The organism is Paremcibacter congregatus (assembly GCF_006385135.1).
GTDB lineage: Bacteria > Pseudomonadota > Alphaproteobacteria > Sphingomonadales > Emcibacteraceae > Paremcibacter > Paremcibacter congregatus.
In genome coordinates this window covers 392,953-409,233 of sequence record NZ_CP041025.1, presented here as the reverse complement: position 1 = coordinate 409,233, position 16,281 = coordinate 392,953, and the positions used below count along the sequence as shown (strand labels likewise).

Below are 16,281 nucleotides of genomic sequence, written 5' to 3'. Positions count from 1 at the left end.
CTATTTCAGGCCGGGATAGCGATAAAGGGCATCCGTGCCCGGTATCGCTGTCTCGCCCCTGAAATTGGCGAAATTCTCAAATTTGGCCTTGCAGGTAGCGGCGCGTTTGTCACAGCCCGCCACCGCCAGATAAATATCCCCCACCGCGATGGGCGATTTGAGATCATCATACAGACGGAAGTCACCCACCGTATAGCGTTTGATTTCGCTCTTCAGGCCGGCATTTTCCCCGGATATCCAGCGTAGCACCCCATAATCATACCAGCCACCGGCTTCCGCCCGCCCACTGTCCTGAAAACGGTCCGGCTCCAGAACCGCCGTCACCCGACCGAGACGCGAAACTTTTTCCAGATTGACATGGCAGCGGTCCCCGCCGAGATCGGCCCGGCAATCCGGTGAGAAGACATCACCGATGGTCTGCTGCAATTTCTGACTGAGGCCGCGAATTTCCACGGTGAACTGATCGTCCTTGAGGCTGAATTCCCCGAGCCAGCCTTTGCGGATCGGCAATTTTCCCTGGGACAGGTCCTGCCAGTTGACCTGAAAGATCTCGATCGCCGCATGGTCATAAAGCCCGGCGCGGATGTCCCTCTCGTCAATGCCCTCGCTGCTCAACATCATATCGACCGCCAGATTATCCACATTCAGGGCGTTGCTGCTGCTCACCGCCGTAGAGAAAAAACTATTCACCGGCCGGAAACTCACATGATCAATCCTGAGTATCTGGTCATGGGTGGTGAAGGCCAGTCTGCACCCGTCACGCCGGGTCAGCCGCCAGCAGGTGACCAAAGTCGTCACCTCCCCCGCCAGATGGGTTTTGAGGTCCAGGGAAATCTGTTTCATCTCACAGCCGCACCTCGATCAGGGAAATGTTCGGCAGCTGTCCGGCGCGGAAATTTTCCTGGGTCACGGTCAGGCTGTCTTCGGCGAAACGCACCGGTACATCAAATTCAAACCCGGCGGTGATTACGGTCCCATTTGTCGGCGCCACCTCGAAAGTGATCTCCCCCGTGGTCAGGTCCACCTGCCAGCCTGCGGACTGGACAATACCGTCCAGCGCCACAAGAACCGTTCCCGCCACGGGCTTGGTAATGGTGCGCAGGTGATGTTCACCGCCGCTGTCATATTTTTTCACCAGCTGGAATCCCACTGTCGCGCCGTCACCGGTGCCGATCTCCTGATCATTGGCGCTCACCGCCGCGCCCGGCGTCCCGCTGCTGAAATCAAGCCAGTCTTTATAGCGGAAACCGTAAGCCCGACCGGCGCGGGCGCGGAAGAAACCGATCACCTCCGCGAGATCCTGCTCCGACCGCAAGCCGTAACCAATGTCATAGAGATTGCGCGCCTCCTGCCATTCGCGGTTGCGCTGCTCATGACCTGAGGCCAGCGTCACGATGCTGGTCATAAATTGCGGCCCGCCGCTGGCGCCAAAGCTGATATCCACCGGCAGCCGTATCTCGTGAAATCCTGTCATATCCTGCTCCTGATCCATGCCATATATCACCCCGTCGCGCTGCAGCTGGGGATAGGCCCAGACAAAGACCTCAGCGAAGCCCGCTGCAAAACCACCGCCAATGGCCTGGTCGATATTGCGCCAGTTTTCCGGCGTGCTCGCCGACAGATTAAACCCGGCGAAATAATGGCTGCTGGCGCGGGGGTAGCCCAGCTGCTGATCTATTTTGTCAATCGCCTGCGTCTTTTCCCCCCAGACCCCGTCGAGCACGAAGTCATAATCCTCCAGCTGCCAGAAATCGAAGGCCGGATGGGCCCATGAGACGACGGGGAAATTGACCGTCTCCGCCATGGGTGCATCCTGCCGCATCACCTGCGGGCTGTAAAACAACAGTCCCACCTTTGCTGTCGGCAGACCTGCCCTGATCTGATCGCGCAGCCACAGGGTCGATTGCCCGAGCTTGTCGCCGAGCCAGTCGAGATAGAGCTGCTGGTCCGGGGTTGCCGTTTCTGAGGCAAGAAGATGCGGCGTGGACACGGGTTGTCCGGTTTCCACGGCATAGCGCGCCGTCGTGACATCATCATAGAAATGCGGCGCCCCGACCCCGTCGGCGATCCACCACCAGGGCTCGCCAATCTGGAGATGAATTTCCAGCCCGGCGCCCGCCGCCAGCTGCCCGAGGGCGAGAAACACATCGCGCAAATAAGCGAGAGCGTCATCATTGGTCGGGGCGATCAGACCCGACGGCGGAGTCCAGCCGGTGCGGGCCGGGCTGGCGTCATGGGCGCGTTGTTGCCAGTCTTCGGGCATATTCTCCGCCAGGATTTCATAGGACAGGGACAGAATCACCTGAACATCAAACTGCCGGGCGAGGGTGAGGAAATTTTCATGCCAGCGCGCCGCCGCAACATTCAACGCCGGTTTGGCGGGGTCGACCACATAGCGGGCCGTCCCCGCCTGCCAGGTGAGACTGAAATAATGACTCATCCCGATATAATGAGTGATCCAGCCGCGATAGCCCGCTTTCAGCATGTTCCAGATCACCCGTTCCGGTGTCTGGTTATAGACATCGTCATAGCCATTGGCGATGCGCAGGTCGTGGGGACTGACATAACCGTCGCCGATTTTCAATGTCGAGGTCGGGCCGGTGACGGTGATCTGCGACAGGATCACCTGACTGTCCCGCGCCGAGGGCAGAGGCCCTGTTGTCACCCCGTCAAATTCCGGTGCCACCATGCTGATAAACAGCCGGTCAATATCTTGCGGCCAGACCGGATCAGCCTCCTCCGGATGCATAAACCCCCCGGCCAGCGCATCAAAATCGAGGGTAATCACGGCATCTTCCGGCCCGCCCACCGCATAATTCCACAGCCGCACATACCAGACCCGCGGCACGCCCTCACTGTCCCGTCCCTCAATGGTCAGGGTCGGGCTGTGCAACCCGTCCAGCGGGCGAAGGCCGTTCGATTGCCAGCGGAACTGCAGCAGCGTATGGCGATAATCCCGGCGGGTCTGATAACGATGGAAGGGATGATCCAGGGTGTCTTCCGTCTGCCAGATCAGGCCGCAGAGATCCTCATGGCGATAATAGGTCAGGTCGATCTGCAGGCTGTCAAAACCGGTGGTGATCAGAGATGCTGTCATCGGGCGCGGAAAATTCAGCGTCCAGAAGCGCGGCGAAAACCGCCGGATGAACCCCTGGTCGGTTTGATCGCCTTCCCCGGCCAGCCAATACATTACAGGTCCCTCTCGGCCCGGTCCATGGCGCGGCGTACAGCCACCGCCACCTGACCGGCGCTGCGACGGGTCATATCCTGACCTCCGCCCTGATTGGTGATATTGATGGTGATCTGGGGGGCCGCCCGACCAGAACCCGCCCCGCCGATGCGCGCCGCCTCGGCCCGGGGCAGAATACGCCCGGGACCACTCGGCACAAACAGTTCCGGCCCGCGTTCGCCGACCAGATAGGGCTGTCGCGCCCCGACGGTGCCGCCCCCGGCGCGGCCAAAAAGACTGCCAAAGAAACTGCCGATGGCGCCGCCCATGTCACCGTTGCTGTCGCCAAATAGATTGGAGAGCCCCGATTGAAGGGCGCTATTGGCGATATCGGCGAGCACCGATTGCGCCACCTGACCGAGGCTTTTAAAACTCAGCTCGCCGGAGCGGGCGAAATCGCTGAAAGTTCGGGTCAAGCCCTCAGCGGTCTGGGTCGCGATCTGGTCAAGACTGTCAAACTCCCGCTTGATGGTTCCCAACTCTGCGCGCAGGTCGGCGCCATCCCCCCTGATCTTGACGACCAGGCTGTCGATTGTGGTTTCTGTCATGGTAAATGTCCTGAAAATGGGCCTGACGGCTAAAAGGAGGTTGTAGCCTCTACCGCCGGAAACGTCCCCCAAGATAACGCCCGGCCATCAGGCGAAAATAAAAGGCCGCCGGGCGATACAGGGCGATGAGGAAGATAAGCGCTCGGGCAGGTGCTACTTTTGGATTAATTCAGGTATAAAAAGCTATCGCGTGATATTGCTCAGATTGAGGAAAGATGTCACGGCGCGGCCGACCAGGAACAAGGCGGAATAGACCATCACCTCAATCCAGTTCATCACCGCATAGCCGCTGCTGATATATTGCGCCAGCACCACCAGCAACATCACCAGCCCCACCCCTTGCGACAGATTGGCGGCGAGCCGCACCCGGCCAAGGATTTTCTCCCGACGCGGGTCCTGCTCCGGCTTAATGCCCGCCTTGCGATCGGCGACCCGCTGGCGCAGGGTCTTGGCCGGTTTATCTGTTGCTTTTTGTCTCATAGTCTCAGTCTAGCGATTCTTTATCGCGCCGCAAAGTGCTTTTCAGCAAATCATTCAATTCGGCACGGCTGAGGGGATCCCCATGGCCATCGCCGCGCAATTTTCGAAATCCGTGATAGGCGCACCAGAAATCCATCGGCGTCGCCCGCCAGAAAGTCTCCGGCGACCAGCCGAAGCTGACATAGGCCACCTCCGCATAGCGCCGCCAGTTGATCTCTGTCATCTTTCGGGAGATTCCTGAGCCCCCGTCAGGCACAGGGTCAGCAGCGCCCGCACCACCGGACTGACCTCCGTCAGCCCCTGCGCGAGAATCAACGTCCCCACCTTGTCGAACGCCAGTCGCTCTTCCATGCAGGCCCAGATGATTACCGTCATTTCCTTGAGACCGAAATCGCCCTCCGCCGCCCGCACCGCCAGGCCGAGCAGCCCGCCGAGCCGCTCCTCCATATCCATAATCGCCTGGAAGGTGGGCCGCAGGCGATAGTCGTCGCCGCCCAGCCGCAGATGCAGGCTGTTTTTAAAGCCCTCAGACATAACTCACCACCCCGGAGCTCTCGAGGCTCAAGGCATAACTGCGCTCGCCGTTATAATCCCCGGTATATTCCAGCGAGGTCACCTGAAAGCCGCCGGTGAATTTGCCGCCGCTTTCAAACACCACCTCATAATTATCAACGCTGCTGGTCAGCGCCTTGGCCTGCAGCAGATTTTCCGCCGCACTGTCGGTGAAGATGCCGCCACCGGACAGGGAAACATGACGAATGCCCGCCCCGGACAAAAGCTCGCGCCAGCCGCCCGAGGTCTTGTTGGTGACATCGACGGTTTCATTATTGATCCGCAGCGACGTCGAGCGCATGCCGCCGATCACTGCGAAATTTTCCGGCCCGCCGCCGTCGCCTATTTTGAGCAAGAACGCCCGTCCCTTTTCGATCGCCATCTCTGGATCTCCTGTCTGGTTGAATGCTTAAATGATCTGTCTGGTGCGGGCGCGAAAACGGAGCACGCCGTGGCGCACCCGACCGTCGCTGTCAAAGAAATTCTCGAACAGGCGAAATTCCAGTCGGGCCAGTTGATGCCCGGTCAAAATCAAATCCGCGTCGCTGAGCAACGCCGCCACCTGATCCGCCAGACCGCGCACCGCGCCGCCGCCCCGGCCGCGCGCCCAGATATGAATATCCAACAGATGTTCCTGACCGGAGAAATCCTTGGCCGACCAGTCGCTGACCACCCCTTCACCGATGGTGATATAGGGCAAGGGCCGTCCTTCCGGGGCCGTGTCATAAATGCCGGAAATTTCCACCATCAGGGCGGCATCAGCGCTCAGCCGGTCATAGATCGCCTGCCACAGGCTGTCGGATGCGAGAAACGTCATGTCATTATTCCTGTTGAGAGCGGTGCCTGAGCCCGGCGAAGGCGACTTTCACCTCCTCCACCGCCGGGGTGAGGAAAGGGCGCGCCGCCTGATAACGGGTGCCAAATTCCAAATAGCGGGCATAAGGCAGATCGGTGATCACCCGCAGGTCACCCGCAGGATCTTTTTCCACCCGGAGGGATGCGGCCAGATCGCTATGATCTTTCGGATGCTTCAGATTGCGCAAAACCCGCGCCCGCGCCCCGCGCACCACCGCCGCCGCCAGCTGATCGACCATCTCCGCCAGGCGCCGTTCATAGAGCCGGGCCTGCTGGTCCAGATCACGGGATAATTTTTCCACCGTCATGCGGGCAGTTCCTCGCGCACCATGATTTCCAGCATTTGACCCCGGGCGTTCGGCTGACCCATCCCCGTCACCTGATAAATTTTACCCCGCCACAGAATACGGCGGGTCTCCTCCAGAATATCCTGATGACGCATCAGAAGGCGATAAGATGTGGTGAAACGGGTTTGCCGCGCCTCTGTCTCGGGTCGGTCAGACACCCGTGTCGCCGCCGCCCAGACCTCGGCAATATCCTCCCAGCTGTCATGCTGTTCCCCGGCGCCGCTGGCCAGCAACACCGGTTTCTGGCAGATGATTTTTTCATGCAGAGCGCGGGTCATTACAGCACCATCCGGCGGTAAGGCTGCCACAGCCTTTCGGCAAGTGCCGCCCCCTGCGCCATCGCCGGGCTTTCGGGATCGTAGAGCGCCCCGACCCACAGCAAGATTCCCTGCCGCAGGTCCGGCGGCAGGGCGTTGGGGTTCGCCCCAAATCCGGCGCTGAAACTGATTTCAATGCCGGCCATCTGCCGGTCGGGGTCGGGAAAGACGCTGCCTTCCCGGCTCATCAGGCGCGCCTCGTAAGAGGCGTGATCGAGCAGCAACATCGCCGGGTCCAACGTCTCGAACGCCCCCGCGCGCCAGACCCTTACCTCATCAACCGACAGGACCGGTGATAACGGCAGGGTGACAATGCCGTCGCCCCAGTCATTCAGGGTCAGCCGCCATTGCTGAGCCAGCAATTTTCGCCCGAGATAACATTCACAGGCCGCTGTCGCCGCCTGAAGATAAGTGGTTAACACCCCATCTTCGTCCATATGAGAAATCTTCAGGTGGTCGCGCAGTTCATCGACTTGCGCCGGCAAGCCAACAGGGGCTGTGACAAGTTCCAGATGCATCAGAAACCCTTTCAAAAAAGGAGAAGACGGCAGTCACCCGCCGCCTTCTCCAGGCTGGAGGAAACTTTTTTAAGCGCTGAACTGCAGCAGCTTGATCGCCTGATCATTGGTCACCGCGCCACCGACCCGTTTGGTGGTGTAGAAATGCACATAGGGCTTGTGGGAATAGGGATCGCGCAATATCCGGGTTCCCATGCGGTCGGTGACGCTATAGGCCCGCTTCATATTGGCGAAACACAGCGACAGGGAGAACACCGCCCGGTTCGGCATCTCGGCCACCTCGACCACCGGATAGCCGAGCAAGGTTGCCGCCGCGCCGCTTTCCAGGCCCGGCCGCCAGAGATAATGACCGTCGGCATCCTTGAATTTGCGGATTTCACTGAGCAGGCCGGTGTTCATGTAGAATTTCGCCTCGGCCCGGTACCCGCTTTTCAGCGCATGCACCATATCGACGAGGATATCTGACGGGTCCGTTGCCGCCCAGTTACCCGCCACCCCGGTGGCCAGCGTCTCGATCTCGCCGAAGGCCCGGCTGCCGTCATCATTGGCCGACAGGGCGTAGGTGAGGAAACCTTTCGGCTTGTTGACCCCGTCGCCCGTAACGAAGGCGGCGTTTTCCTGCTGGGCAAACTCTTCCGCCAGCTCCTCGGACAACCAGCTTTCCACATTGAAGAAGGCGTCATCCAGCATGGTCTGGGTCGCCGCCGGATTGGCGTAAATCTCGCCGAGCGGCGGTTCGATTTCCTGAAAACTCGGGCTGTCGGTCTCAATCCGCGCCCCACTCTCGGACACCCAGCCCGAGGTCATGCCGCCGGTATTGACCAGCTTCTTATAGCGCGACGTGCCGATGGCGATCACATGGGCCTCGGCCCGGATCGGCGATATGTCCCGCAGGCGTTTCTCGATCTGCTGATCCAGCGCCACCGGCACCGTATAACCCCCGTCGGTATCTACCGCCGTGCTCAAAGCTTTCTGATCCAGCGTGATCTCCTGTCCTTTACGAATAAAACCATCGAAGAACTGCGCTTTCTGTTGCAGGTCGGGGCCGGAATCTGCCGTCTTGCCGTCGAGGGCGGGGCGCCCTCCCGCCATATGCAGGCTGCGGGTCATATTGTGCAGGCGCTGGATCTCCTGATCGAGGCGCGCGAGCTTCTCCTCGGTCACGACGTCCGCCTGGCCCTTGCGTTCGATTTCGCCCAGGCGATCGTCGTTGGTGGTTTTAAACTGTTCGAAGGCGCGGCTGAGATTTTCCAGCGCCTCTTTGGTCTCTAATGTCATGGAAGTCATCCTTTCTGTGATGATAGGGGGGTCATGAGTTGCGTAAGATGGGTGAGTGACGTAATAAGGTCCGCGGTCTCGGTGGCCTGCTGCGCGGCGGACTTGAAGTGAGAGATGCGCGCCTGTTCATTCATCGGGAAGGTCACCAGGGAGATCTCCCACAGATCCACCCGCCGCAGCAGCCGCACGCCGTCCGACCTTTGATCACTTTCCACCGTGTGAAAGCCGATTGACAAGCCGTCGAGCGCCCCGGCGGCAAGCAAATCCGCCGCCGCCCGCGCCCGCGCCACCTGCAACATCAGACGGCCCCGGACATACAGCCCGCGCCCGTCTTCCCGCAGTTCGTCAATCACGCCGACCGGCTCCTTCGGGTCATGCTGCCACAGAAGTTTCACCCCGGCAGCGCCCCGGTCTTTTAAGGACTGTTGAAAGGCCCCGGGCAGGATCAGGTCCCGACCCCGGTCGACCACATGAAATATGCTGGCATAGCCCGCGAAATGGCCGAGCGCGGTCATGACGTCAGCCTTGATATCAGGGGTGGCGTAAAGTGAGTTTTTCATTCATTGTCCAAAAATTTGTCCGAGTTGCAGAAGCTTGAATTTCACCGCCAGCCCGAGGATCAGGGCCGAGAAACACAAGCGCATCAGCCAGCGCACCAAGGCCTGCAGCGCGGTGCGGCGCACGTCACGCCAACTGTCGAGCAGCAGGCGCAATTCGGTGATGTCAGTGCCCGCCTGACCATCGCTGAGCCCCAGCTGCGCCAAGGCCCGCCGCGCGCCTTCTTCCGAGGCCTGCTCAATCAGGTCATAAATAAGTTCCGGGGCGATGCCCTGCCGTTCCGCCTGACGCACCGCCTGGGTGAGGCCGGCCCCGATTCTCATGACAGGCTGTCGCCATTGGGCAAAGGCCCGAGCCCGAGGGCGGCGCGCTTCTCGTTAAGGGTCATAAAGTCCGCCTGCCCGATCCGCTGCCACAGGGCCTGACGGTCGGCGCTCAGGGCCGGAATGGCGTCCTGGTCGTAGCTGAGCGTCAGGTCATCTCCGAACTGCGGCGTGAGCCAGCGGTTCAGCGACGACATCATCTTGTCCATCATCGGCAGAAGGGTCAGCCGCCACAGAGCGCGGTTGGCTTCCTGATAATTGCTGTAGGTATTGTCGCCGGGAATGCTCATCATCATCGGCGGCACCCCGAAGGCCAGTGCTATTTCCCGCGCCGCCACATGCTTGGCATTGATGAAGTCCATGTCGGCGGGGGAAAAAGCCATCTGCTGCCATTTCAGACCGCCCTCGAGCAACAGGGGACGGCGGGCGTTATGACTGCCTTGAAAATTTTCCTCCATCTCCGCCTTCAGCCGGTCGAATTGTTCGCGGCTGAGGCTCGCGTTGCCCTCTTTCGGCTCGAACACCAGCGCGCCCGAGGGCCGGGCCGAATTATCGAGCAGCGCCTTGTTCCAGCCCGACGCGCCGTTATGGATATCGACGCTATAGGCCGCCGCCTCCAAAGGCGACAGACCGTAATAATCATCCAGTGGGTGAAAGGTCTTGAGCTGCAGGATCAGGCTCTCGCCCGTCACCTGATCGACGGCAAAAGAATGCTGGCGACCAGACAGACTATAGACATAGGCCTTGGGCCAGCCGCCGAGCCCCGGCACGATCTTCATCCGGTCAGGGCGCAGCACATAAAGTTCCGCCGGGCGGGCGTCGGGGCCGAGGGCGGCTTCAAGATAGCTGTTGCCGGCGATATTGAGAAAGGCGTAGGCGCTTTCGAAAAAGGCCGCCCGCCCTTGAGACGGGTTGGGCCGCTCCAACAAATCAAGCAGGGGATGATGCGCCAGTTTCTTATCGCCGCGATACAGCCGGAGCGGCACCGAGGCGGCGCATTCCGCCAGTATGCGCACCGCCCGATGGGCAATGACATTCTTGCGGTAGCCTTCCTCGGCGAGCTTTTCATAGACCCGTCCGGTCCAGCGCGGATCGGCCCAGCCCATCCACAGGCTTTCCGCCCCGCGCAAGGCCGCCGTCGCCGACTGCTTTTCTTCGTGGGCCGGGGCTTTTTGGGCCCTGCTTTTGCGGCCAAACAAGCGATCTATCGCGCCCATAACGTGCTCCTGTTCTGAGTAAATATAAGGTCCGGACAAACGGCGCAGGTCACCGCGTGCGCTGCACGGGTACTCAATAGCGGTTCAAAAGTTTGCAGGTGCGGCCCCAAGCCGCCGTCCGGATTGTCTTCGCAAGAAGACAAAGGTTGTTTTATTAAATATTGCGTATTTGCGGCTGCCCCCGGGCTTTCAGCAGCAATTCGGTCAGGGCCCAGACCAGCGCGTCGACCCGGTCCGGGCTTTTGCCGTCGCTCGGGCCGTCACTGGTCAGGCCGCACATCTGGTCTTCGAGAGCCGCGAAAGTGCCGCAATGTTTGATGCGTCCTTGCTCATACAGCGCCGCCACCGGTTCCGCCCGCAGCACCTTGCCGCGACTGGCGCGCACCGCGCGGTAACTGAGCTCGGGATCGATCTGGCGCAGCAGGCTTTCCACCAGCTCACCACCATTATTGACCTCGGCCACCAGCCGGTCGGCCTCATAGCGGGCGTAAGCCGCCAGCGCCGCCCGGGCCCAGCCGTGAGGGCTCAACCCCTGCACCGAACAATCGGCGATGATATAGCCCTGCCCCGCCCGGTCCCGCGCCGCGACAATGATGCCACAGGTATCGGCCTTCTTGCCGCTGGTCACCGGCGGGTCCACCGCCACCACGATACGGTCAAGGTCGGGCAGATCCCCGGCCCGGTTATCATCCAGCAGCGGCCGGCTCCACAAGGCCCCCGGCACATCGGTGAGAATCTCACCGTAAATTTCCTGACGGCCAATACGGCTGCCTTCATATTGCGCCACCACCTGATCAAAGAAACTTTGCGGCAAATGGGCGCGATTGTCATAGGTCGAGCCGCGCACCACCCGGGTTCGCGGGTCCGCCACCAAGTCCCGGCACAGGGGAATATTGCGCGGCGTGGTGGTCACCAGCACCTGTGGCATCTTGCCCAGACGCAGCCCGAGCAGCAGATTCGACCAGGTATCCTCGACATAGCGCCATTTGGCGAGCTCGTCGGCCCAGGCCACCTGATGCTGCGGCCCGCGCAGCTGATCGGGGCTTTCCGCCGAATAAAGGAAGGCCTGAATGCCGTTGGGCCAGATCAGTTTCTTGTTGCTGCTCTCGAAGACCGGACGGTAATCCGGTGGGCAGACCGCCAGCAGGCCGCTTTCGCCCTCGATCATGGTCAGTCGCCCCTCAAGAAAATTATCCGCCACCAAAGCGATCCGGTCCGGGGCGGCCTTTGGCGCGACGAGCGGGCTGTCGCCTTCCACCAGGGTGCGGATCCATTCCACCGCCGTGCGGGTCTTGCCAAAGCCGCGCCCGGCGAGGATCAACCAGCAGAACCAGTCGCCGTCGGGCGGCAACTGATTGTGCCGCGCCCAGAAGGACCAGTCATAAAGCAGCGCCTCACATTCCTCCGGCGACAGGCCGTGCAACAGTTCTTTACGACGTGCGGGCTCCATGGCCGCGATTGCCTCGGCGAGCGAACGGTGATCTGTCACAAATGTCTCAATCTTTGGTCGGGGCGTGATCCCCCATTTGGTCCAACTTTTTAAGCAACCGCGCCCGGGGGGACAGGGTTTTGCCTTTACGGAGGGAAGTTGGTCGCCGCTTACCGTCGCCAAAAATTTCCGGCCGGTGGGCTTTCAGCAGAAAGATCGCCACCTTCTCATCAATCACCGGGGCTTTGCCTCCGTCTGCCCTATCCTGTTGTCCCGTGGCGCCCAACGCCTTGTCCCAGAGATAAGCCTCCAGATGGTCGAGCGCCTGATCCATCGCCGCCTGCCATTTGTCGCGAAAGGCCGGGTGGGCGACCCGGCGGCGATAGACCTGAGACCGGTCCAGCTCCGCCGCCGCCGTCGCCGCCGTCACATTACCGCTCTGCTGTAAAATACTGAGAAAGACTGATTCTTTTTCAGCCGACCAGCGCCCCGATGCCGTCGTTTTCGCCATAGATGCCCCTTCGCCATAAAAAAAGCCGCCATAAATCTGGCGACCTGTGTCAGGAAATCAGTCTGTACGCCCTCTCTCCGAGAGCCAATTCTTGATCATGTGAAAAATAATAGCCTATTAACCCCGCTTTGTCAATATTTATTTCCTATTTATAGGGTAATATAGTTTATTATTTAGTATAAATTTACATAAAATATAGATAAACAAATAATATTTGCCTATTATTCACTATTCAATTAGAATATCAGGTGGATGAGGGCTTAAGCAGCCCAAGGTCCCCGATCTAGCATATCCTGACGGATTATGCCGGGTGAGTCGTTCTTGCGATTTGCGGCTCATCTTGGATCGAAACCCTCCTTGCGACTTGGCGTCTCTTCATTTTTATGAGGAGCGCCTTTTTTTTGCATATTTTTTACTTGAAACGCCGCCGGCTTTAGGATGTATAGGGGGCAATAGAATTTTAGACAAAGGAATGATCCATGGCCACCTTTAACGTCACCCTGAAAGCCGACCTGAAACGCGGGTCTTTTTATTGGGTCACCACGGTTGACGCCGCCAGCGAAGAAGAAGCCATCGTTTCCGCGGAACATCTGTTTCTGGCTGAAATGGAAAATGCGCAGGACTGGGCCTTCTCCGATAGTAACGTAGAAGAACTTTAGGGCACCGCTGTAGATGCGCTATTCCTGATCCGGTGACCATCCTTCAGCCCACTGCGCCGCCGGAATAATTTCCGGCATATCGCCATTCTTGTGGAACCAGGAATCCACGACAAAATGCCCTTCGCCCTTTATCGTCCGGGGCTGACCCATCACATGGATGGTCGCGGTATTATGAGGCCAGCGCGTGATATAATTTCCCCGGTGCAACGGCGCGCCCAGAGCATGGAACCGCACCAGCCCGGCTTTCCGCAGCAAATGCAAGTAGGTGCTGCTGTTGAACGCCTCATCAATACAATCCATTTGGCCTTTTGTGGAAAAGTTGAGGATCACGGCGCCGGCGGCATCCTGATCCGTGCCGGTTTTAGGACCGACAAACCGTTCAAACAGGGCAATCGCCTGACGAATCATCTGACGTTCTGTTTCTGCCGTCACTGGCGCGGGGACAAAAATATTTTCAATCTGCCGCCATTCCTCCGGCGCCAGCCCGGTTTTCACGTAACGGCGGCAGCCATAGCCCTTGCAGATCCCGAAGTCCCCCGGCAGGATAACGTCCTGATGATTTTTCTTGAGCAATGCTTCCGTCGGGTTGCCCGTACAGGCGGCCAGACATAAAACCATCCCGGCAACAGCCCCCCACGGCCGCAAAAACCCGCCCTGTCTCATACCTGCGACAGGTCCAGTATATGGTCCAGGTACCGGGCCATCGCCTGTTCATGCCACGGCACCTTACTATCTTTCCCGTGAAAGCCCACATGACCGCCATCGTTGCACACAATCACATGAAGCCGGTCATTGCCAGACCAGTCGTGGTCATAATAGCTTTCGACCGGTACCCACGGATCATTTTCCGCATGTATCAACAGGGTCGGCACTCTGATCTTATCAAGATAGACCCCCGAAGACTGCAGGCGATAGTAGTCTTCCGCCCCGGCCATACCATGACTGGGCGCGACATACTGATCATCATATTCCAGAATAGACGCGGCCGCCTGAGCTTTTTCCAGATGCAGGGCGGCGACCCGTCCGGTCAACCGCTTGGCGTATTTCTTCATGCCCAGCAGAAGATAATTATGATACATGGCGTTACGGGCATCCATCAGGCGCCCTTGCACCGCCTTCAGATCCAGAGGCGTGCTGACCCCGATGGCGGCAAGGATATTGGCGTCCGCGCCCTGCTCCCCCAGGTATTTCAACATCATATTCCCCCCGAGGGAAATACCATATAGTACAATGCCGGCGCCGTAGGCCCGGCTGTGCAACTGAGAAATAACCTGAGCCAGGTCTTCTGTCATCCCCGCATGATAGCTGCCCTGACTGGTGCGGACCGACGGCCCTGCCCCCCGCAGATTGAGCCGCAAGACAGGATAGCCCTGTTCGAGCAGGCTGCTGGCGGCCGAAATCACATTGGGAGACCCTTCATCACCCGTCAGCCCGTGAATAATCACCACCAAAGGTAAATGCGCCCGGGCGTCCTTGCGGTGCAGGGCCCCACTCAGACGACCTGGCGCGCCGATGTCGAAAAAGACCCGCTCGGCCTCGTCTTCCAAACGGCATACCGGCCCCATAATGGTATTGCGCATGGTCTGAAGGTCGCCCCCCCGCCATTTGATCCCCACCTGGAAGGCTGGCAAATCCAGTCCCTCGACCTCCTGGCCGAGAAACCGATATCCTGTTTTATTTGCGTCTGACGTCATCCTCATCGCTCATGTTATGGTCATAGGTAATCCAGTCCGTCTGCTTGCCAAACGTATCGTAAAAAGACTGAGCGCCCCGGTTATCACCGGCGGTCATCCAGCGGATCACCGTGCAGCCCTGCGCCTTGGCAATATTCTCGAGACGTTCCAGAAGAATTTTGCCCACCCCGTGCCGCCGCACGGACGGACAGACGTAAATATCATCCAGAAAAATACCAACTTCCCCGGCAAGAGGACGCAGGAAACGCCGATAATGCGCGATGGCCTTCGGTTCGCCGTCCACCAGCGCTGCCAGACCCCGCAATTCCGTGTCATGGCCGCTCAGCCATTCCCAGGCTGTTTGCAATTGCTGCGGCGTCAAAGACAGTTTATAAAATTCTGCATAGCTCTGATAGAGATCCGCCCATTGTGCGAATTTAATATCCCGCATTTCAACAATTTCAATCATCTTGAACCCTATTATTTTTTTTATTATTGTACTTTTTTATGGATCATACAGTAAAAAAGCCGCGCCTCAAACGATTTGAGGTCGGCCTTTAAACTAAATTTTATAACGAGACGTTTTAGATAACGCCGTCACGTTCTAGACGTTTACGGTCAAGCTTACGCGCACGGCGTACCGCTGCGGCGTTCTCGCGAGCTCTCTTTTCAGAAGGCTTTTCGAAAAAGCGACGCATTTTCATTTCGCGGTAGACGCCTTCGCGCTGTAATTTTTTCTTCAGCGCACGAAGAGCTTGGTCTACGTTATTGTCGCGGACAGAAACCTGCATGGTCTGTCACACTCCTTTCTAGGGTCAAGTGTTAAAATAAACCCCGTGGAACCGTCACCGATTCCAAAGGGCTTCGCCTTGTAACAAAAACAGGCGGGCTTGGGAAGTATTTTATCAAAATATCGCCAATGATGCAAAAACACCGATCCCGACGCAAAAGCGCTTTATCGCCGCCGCCCCGCCTGATATGATGCTTTCATGACGAAAAAACCAAGCGATATTCCCGACGATTGGCGCGCCCCTTTGCTGGTGGCAGCCTTGCCGCATGTGCCGTTTGACGGCTGGTCAGATCAAACCCTGACACGCGCTGCAGAAGAAATTGGACTAAATCCCGGCATCGCGAAACTGGCTTTCCCCAGCGGCGCCATTGACATGATTGACCTGATGGCGCAACAACGCGACCAGATGATGGTTGAAGCCTGCCCGCCGGAAAAACTCGCCCAAATGAAAATCCGCGAGAAAATCACCTTTCTGGTCAGAACCCGAATCGAGGCGGAAGACCCCTTGCGGGACGCCGCCCGGGCCGCAGTCGCCTATCTCGCCCTGCCAACCCACAGCGCCCAGGGTCTGAAAATGATGTATCGCACGGTGGATCTGATGTGGAAAACAACCGGCGACCCTTCCACGGACTTTAATTATTACACCAAACGCCTGACCCTGTCCGGCGTCTATAGCACCACGCTGCTCTATTGGCTGAATGACGACAGCGCGGACAGACAAGACACCTGGGCCTTCCTCGACCGCCGCATCGAAAATGTCATACAGTTCGAAAAAGGTAAGGCCCGGGCGCGGAAACTGTCAGAACGCCTGCCGGACATCACCAGTTCTTTCTGGAAAAATGTCAGTCGTCTCCGCTATCCGGCGCGCTAACGCCCCTCCCTTCAACTGCCACTGTCCCAGAATGAAACATTTTCTGACAAAAGAGTCGGGAATCTTTACAGTTTTCCCTATCCTTAAGACTCTATAAATCCATATCGTGTTATAATTTAGGGATAA

The 16,281-nt window shown here is 58.7% G+C and carries 23 protein-coding genes; 2 read left to right on the top strand and 21 right to left on the bottom strand.

The genetic code is table 11. The features are described from left to right. From FIV45_RS01965 to FIV45_RS01885, 17 genes are all read right to left on the bottom strand, one after another. Positions 1–843 carry a DUF2163 domain-containing protein gene (locus FIV45_RS01965; RefSeq protein ID WP_099472460.1) on the bottom strand — a complete coding sequence of 281 codons (843 nt, stop codon included), beginning with the start codon at positions 841–843 and terminating at the stop codon, positions 1–3. A gap of 1 nt (position 844) precedes the next feature. Then, the gene (locus FIV45_RS01960) at positions 845–3,190 is read right to left on the bottom strand and encodes a DUF2460 domain-containing protein (RefSeq protein ID WP_099472461.1); all 2,346 of its coding nucleotides are present in this window, start codon (positions 3,188–3,190) and stop codon (positions 845–847) included. Further along, positions 3,190–3,777, bottom strand: coding sequence for a phage tail tape measure C-terminal domain-containing protein (locus FIV45_RS01955; protein ID WP_099472462.1), 588 nt, complete (start codon positions 3,775–3,777; stop codon positions 3,190–3,192). The genes FIV45_RS01960 and FIV45_RS01955 overlap by 1 nt, the downstream gene beginning before the upstream one ends. Positions 3,778–3,960: 183 nt before the next feature. After that, positions 3,961–4,257, bottom strand: coding sequence for a hypothetical protein (locus tag FIV45_RS01950; RefSeq protein WP_099472463.1), 297 nt, complete (start codon positions 4,255–4,257; stop codon positions 3,961–3,963). Positions 4,258–4,261: 4 nt separating this feature from the next. Next, positions 4,262–4,480, bottom strand: coding sequence for a phage tail assembly chaperone (locus FIV45_RS01945; RefSeq protein ID WP_099472464.1), 219 nt, complete (start codon positions 4,478–4,480; stop codon positions 4,262–4,264). Further along, positions 4,477–4,791: a gene transfer agent family protein gene (locus FIV45_RS01940; RefSeq protein WP_099472465.1), complete on the bottom strand. Its 315-nt coding sequence runs from the start codon at positions 4,789–4,791 to the stop codon at positions 4,477–4,479. Before FIV45_RS01940 ends, FIV45_RS01945 begins: the two co-directional genes overlap by 4 nt. Then, positions 4,784–5,191, bottom strand: coding sequence for a phage major tail protein, TP901-1 family (locus FIV45_RS01935; protein WP_099472466.1), 408 nt, complete (start codon positions 5,189–5,191; stop codon positions 4,784–4,786). Before FIV45_RS01935 ends, FIV45_RS01940 begins: the two co-directional genes overlap by 8 nt. A 27-nt stretch (positions 5,192–5,218) precedes the next feature. Then, positions 5,219–5,626 carry a DUF3168 domain-containing protein gene (locus tag FIV45_RS01930; protein ID WP_099472467.1) on the bottom strand — a complete coding sequence of 136 codons (408 nt, stop codon included), beginning with the start codon at positions 5,624–5,626 and terminating at the stop codon, positions 5,219–5,221. A gap of 4 nt (positions 5,627–5,630) precedes the next feature. Further along, the gene (locus tag FIV45_RS01925) at positions 5,631–5,972 is read right to left on the bottom strand and encodes an HK97-gp10 family putative phage morphogenesis protein (protein ID WP_099472468.1); all 342 of its coding nucleotides are present in this window, start codon (positions 5,970–5,972) and stop codon (positions 5,631–5,633) included. Then, the gene (locus tag FIV45_RS01920; protein WP_099472469.1) at positions 5,969–6,289 is read right to left on the bottom strand and encodes a phage head closure protein; all 321 of its coding nucleotides are present in this window, start codon (positions 6,287–6,289) and stop codon (positions 5,969–5,971) included. Before FIV45_RS01920 ends, FIV45_RS01925 begins: the two co-directional genes overlap by 4 nt. Next, a complete protein-coding gene (locus FIV45_RS01915) occupies positions 6,289–6,846 on the bottom strand; it encodes a head-tail connector protein (RefSeq protein ID WP_099472470.1) in 558 nt (185 codons plus the stop codon). The genes FIV45_RS01920 and FIV45_RS01915 overlap by 1 nt, the downstream gene beginning before the upstream one ends. 69 nt (positions 6,847–6,915) lie before the next feature. After that, positions 6,916–8,124, bottom strand: coding sequence for a phage major capsid protein (locus tag FIV45_RS01910; RefSeq protein ID WP_099472471.1), 1,209 nt, complete (start codon positions 8,122–8,124; stop codon positions 6,916–6,918). Positions 8,125–8,129: 5 nt separating this feature from the next. Continuing rightward, entirely contained in the window at positions 8,130–8,684 is a 555-nt protein-coding gene (locus FIV45_RS01905; protein ID WP_099472472.1) for an HK97 family phage prohead protease, read from the bottom strand. Continuing rightward, on the bottom strand, positions 8,685–9,005 hold the full coding sequence (locus tag FIV45_RS01900; protein ID WP_099472473.1) for a DUF6127 family protein: 321 nt from the start codon (positions 9,003–9,005) through the stop codon (positions 8,685–8,687). It lies immediately after the preceding gene. Further along, entirely contained in the window at positions 9,002–10,222 is a 1,221-nt protein-coding gene (locus FIV45_RS01895) for a phage portal protein (protein WP_099472474.1), read from the bottom strand. The genes FIV45_RS01900 and FIV45_RS01895 overlap by 4 nt, the downstream gene beginning before the upstream one ends. Positions 10,223–10,376: 154 nt before the next feature. Beyond that, entirely contained in the window at positions 10,377–11,711 is a 1,335-nt protein-coding gene (locus FIV45_RS01890; protein WP_204602173.1) for a DNA-packaging protein, read from the bottom strand. Between the two features lie 7 nt (positions 11,712–11,718). After that, complete coding sequence (locus tag FIV45_RS01885; protein WP_099472475.1) at positions 11,719–12,162, bottom strand: hypothetical protein; 444 nt, start codon at positions 12,160–12,162, stop codon at positions 11,719–11,721. Positions 12,163–12,641: 479 nt separating this feature from the next. Between FIV45_RS01885 and FIV45_RS01880 the strand changes: the two genes are divergently transcribed. Continuing rightward, positions 12,642–12,821 (top strand): hypothetical protein, encoded by a 180-nt coding sequence (locus FIV45_RS01880; RefSeq protein WP_099472476.1) that lies wholly within the window; start codon positions 12,642–12,644, stop codon positions 12,819–12,821. 18 nt (positions 12,822–12,839) lie between these two features. Here the strand turns inward: FIV45_RS01880 and FIV45_RS01875 are convergent, their stop codons facing one another. The 4 genes from FIV45_RS01875 to rpsU form a co-directional block, all read right to left on the bottom strand. Beyond that, on the bottom strand, positions 12,840–13,439 hold the full coding sequence (locus tag FIV45_RS01875; protein ID WP_133118566.1) for a hypothetical protein: 600 nt from the start codon (positions 13,437–13,439) through the stop codon (positions 12,840–12,842). 41 nt (positions 13,440–13,480) lie between these two features. Then, complete coding sequence (locus FIV45_RS01870; protein ID WP_165776993.1) at positions 13,481–14,515, bottom strand: YheT family hydrolase; 1,035 nt, start codon at positions 14,513–14,515, stop codon at positions 13,481–13,483. After that, positions 14,496–14,963 (bottom strand): GNAT family N-acetyltransferase, encoded by a 468-nt coding sequence (locus tag FIV45_RS01865; RefSeq protein WP_099472479.1) that lies wholly within the window; start codon positions 14,961–14,963, stop codon positions 14,496–14,498. The genes FIV45_RS01870 and FIV45_RS01865 overlap by 20 nt, the downstream gene beginning before the upstream one ends. Positions 14,964–15,078: 115 nt before the next feature. After that, the gene (gene rpsU / locus FIV45_RS01860) at positions 15,079–15,285 is read right to left on the bottom strand and encodes a 30S ribosomal protein S21 (RefSeq protein ID WP_099472480.1); all 207 of its coding nucleotides are present in this window, start codon (positions 15,283–15,285) and stop codon (positions 15,079–15,081) included. 198 nt (positions 15,286–15,483) lie between these two features. Here rpsU and FIV45_RS01855 point away from each other — a divergent pair, with 198 nt between their 5' ends. Then, the gene (locus FIV45_RS01855) at positions 15,484–16,155 is read left to right on the top strand and encodes a COQ9 family protein (RefSeq protein WP_099472481.1); all 672 of its coding nucleotides are present in this window, start codon (positions 15,484–15,486) and stop codon (positions 16,153–16,155) included. Positions 16,156–16,281 lie beyond the last annotated feature (126 nt).

Coding starts and splice junctions, on each gene's coding strand:
- FIV45_RS01945 (WP_099472464.1), bottom strand. CDS start 4,480: ATGACAGAGATCAACTGGCGGCGCTATGCGGAGGTGGCCTATGTCAGC.
- FIV45_RS01920 (WP_099472469.1), bottom strand. CDS start 6,289: ATGACCCGCGCTCTGCATGAAAAAATCATCTGCCAGAAACCGGTGTTG.
- FIV45_RS01885 (WP_099472475.1), bottom strand. CDS start 12,162: ATGGCGAAAACGACGGCATCGGGGCGCTGGTCGGCTGAAAAAGAATCA.
- FIV45_RS01875 (WP_133118566.1), bottom strand. CDS start 13,439: ATGGTTTTATGTCTGGCCGCCTGTACGGGCAACCCGACGGAAGCATTG.
- FIV45_RS01900 (WP_099472473.1), bottom strand. CDS start 9,005: ATGAGAATCGGGGCCGGCCTCACCCAGGCGGTGCGTCAGGCGGAACGG.
- FIV45_RS01895 (WP_099472474.1), bottom strand. CDS start 10,222: ATGGGCGCGATAGATCGCTTGTTTGGCCGCAAAAGCAGGGCCCAAAAA.
- FIV45_RS01930 (WP_099472467.1), bottom strand. CDS start 5,626: ATGACGTTTCTCGCATCCGACAGCCTGTGGCAGGCGATCTATGACCGG.
- FIV45_RS01870 (WP_165776993.1), bottom strand. CDS start 14,515: ATGACGTCAGACGCAAATAAAACAGGATATCGGTTTCTCGGCCAGGAG.
- FIV45_RS01880 (WP_099472476.1), top strand. CDS start 12,642: ATGGCCACCTTTAACGTCACCCTGAAAGCCGACCTGAAACGCGGGTCT.
- FIV45_RS01950 (WP_099472463.1), bottom strand. CDS start 4,257: ATGAGACAAAAAGCAACAGATAAACCGGCCAAGACCCTGCGCCAGCGG.
- FIV45_RS01905 (WP_099472472.1), bottom strand. CDS start 8,684: ATGAAAAACTCACTTTACGCCACCCCTGATATCAAGGCTGACGTCATG.
- rpsU (WP_099472480.1), bottom strand. CDS start 15,285: ATGCAGGTTTCTGTCCGCGACAATAACGTAGACCAAGCTCTTCGTGCG.
- FIV45_RS01965 (WP_099472460.1), bottom strand. CDS start 843: ATGAAACAGATTTCCCTGGACCTCAAAACCCATCTGGCGGGGGAGGTG.
- FIV45_RS01935 (WP_099472466.1), bottom strand. CDS start 5,191: ATGGCGATCGAAAAGGGACGGGCGTTCTTGCTCAAAATAGGCGACGGC.
- FIV45_RS01865 (WP_099472479.1), bottom strand. CDS start 14,963: ATGATTGAAATTGTTGAAATGCGGGATATTAAATTCGCACAATGGGCG.
- FIV45_RS01940 (WP_099472465.1), bottom strand. CDS start 4,791: ATGTCTGAGGGCTTTAAAAACAGCCTGCATCTGCGGCTGGGCGGCGAC.
- FIV45_RS01925 (WP_099472468.1), bottom strand. CDS start 5,972: ATGACGGTGGAAAAATTATCCCGTGATCTGGACCAGCAGGCCCGGCTC.
- FIV45_RS01910 (WP_099472471.1), bottom strand. CDS start 8,124: ATGACATTAGAGACCAAAGAGGCGCTGGAAAATCTCAGCCGCGCCTTC.
- FIV45_RS01960 (WP_099472461.1), bottom strand. CDS start 3,190: ATGTATTGGCTGGCCGGGGAAGGCGATCAAACCGACCAGGGGTTCATC.
- FIV45_RS01855 (WP_099472481.1), top strand. CDS start 15,484: ATGACGAAAAAACCAAGCGATATTCCCGACGATTGGCGCGCCCCTTTG.
- FIV45_RS01955 (WP_099472462.1), bottom strand. CDS start 3,777: ATGACAGAAACCACAATCGACAGCCTGGTCGTCAAGATCAGGGGGGAT.
- FIV45_RS01915 (WP_099472470.1), bottom strand. CDS start 6,846: ATGCATCTGGAACTTGTCACAGCCCCTGTTGGCTTGCCGGCGCAAGTC.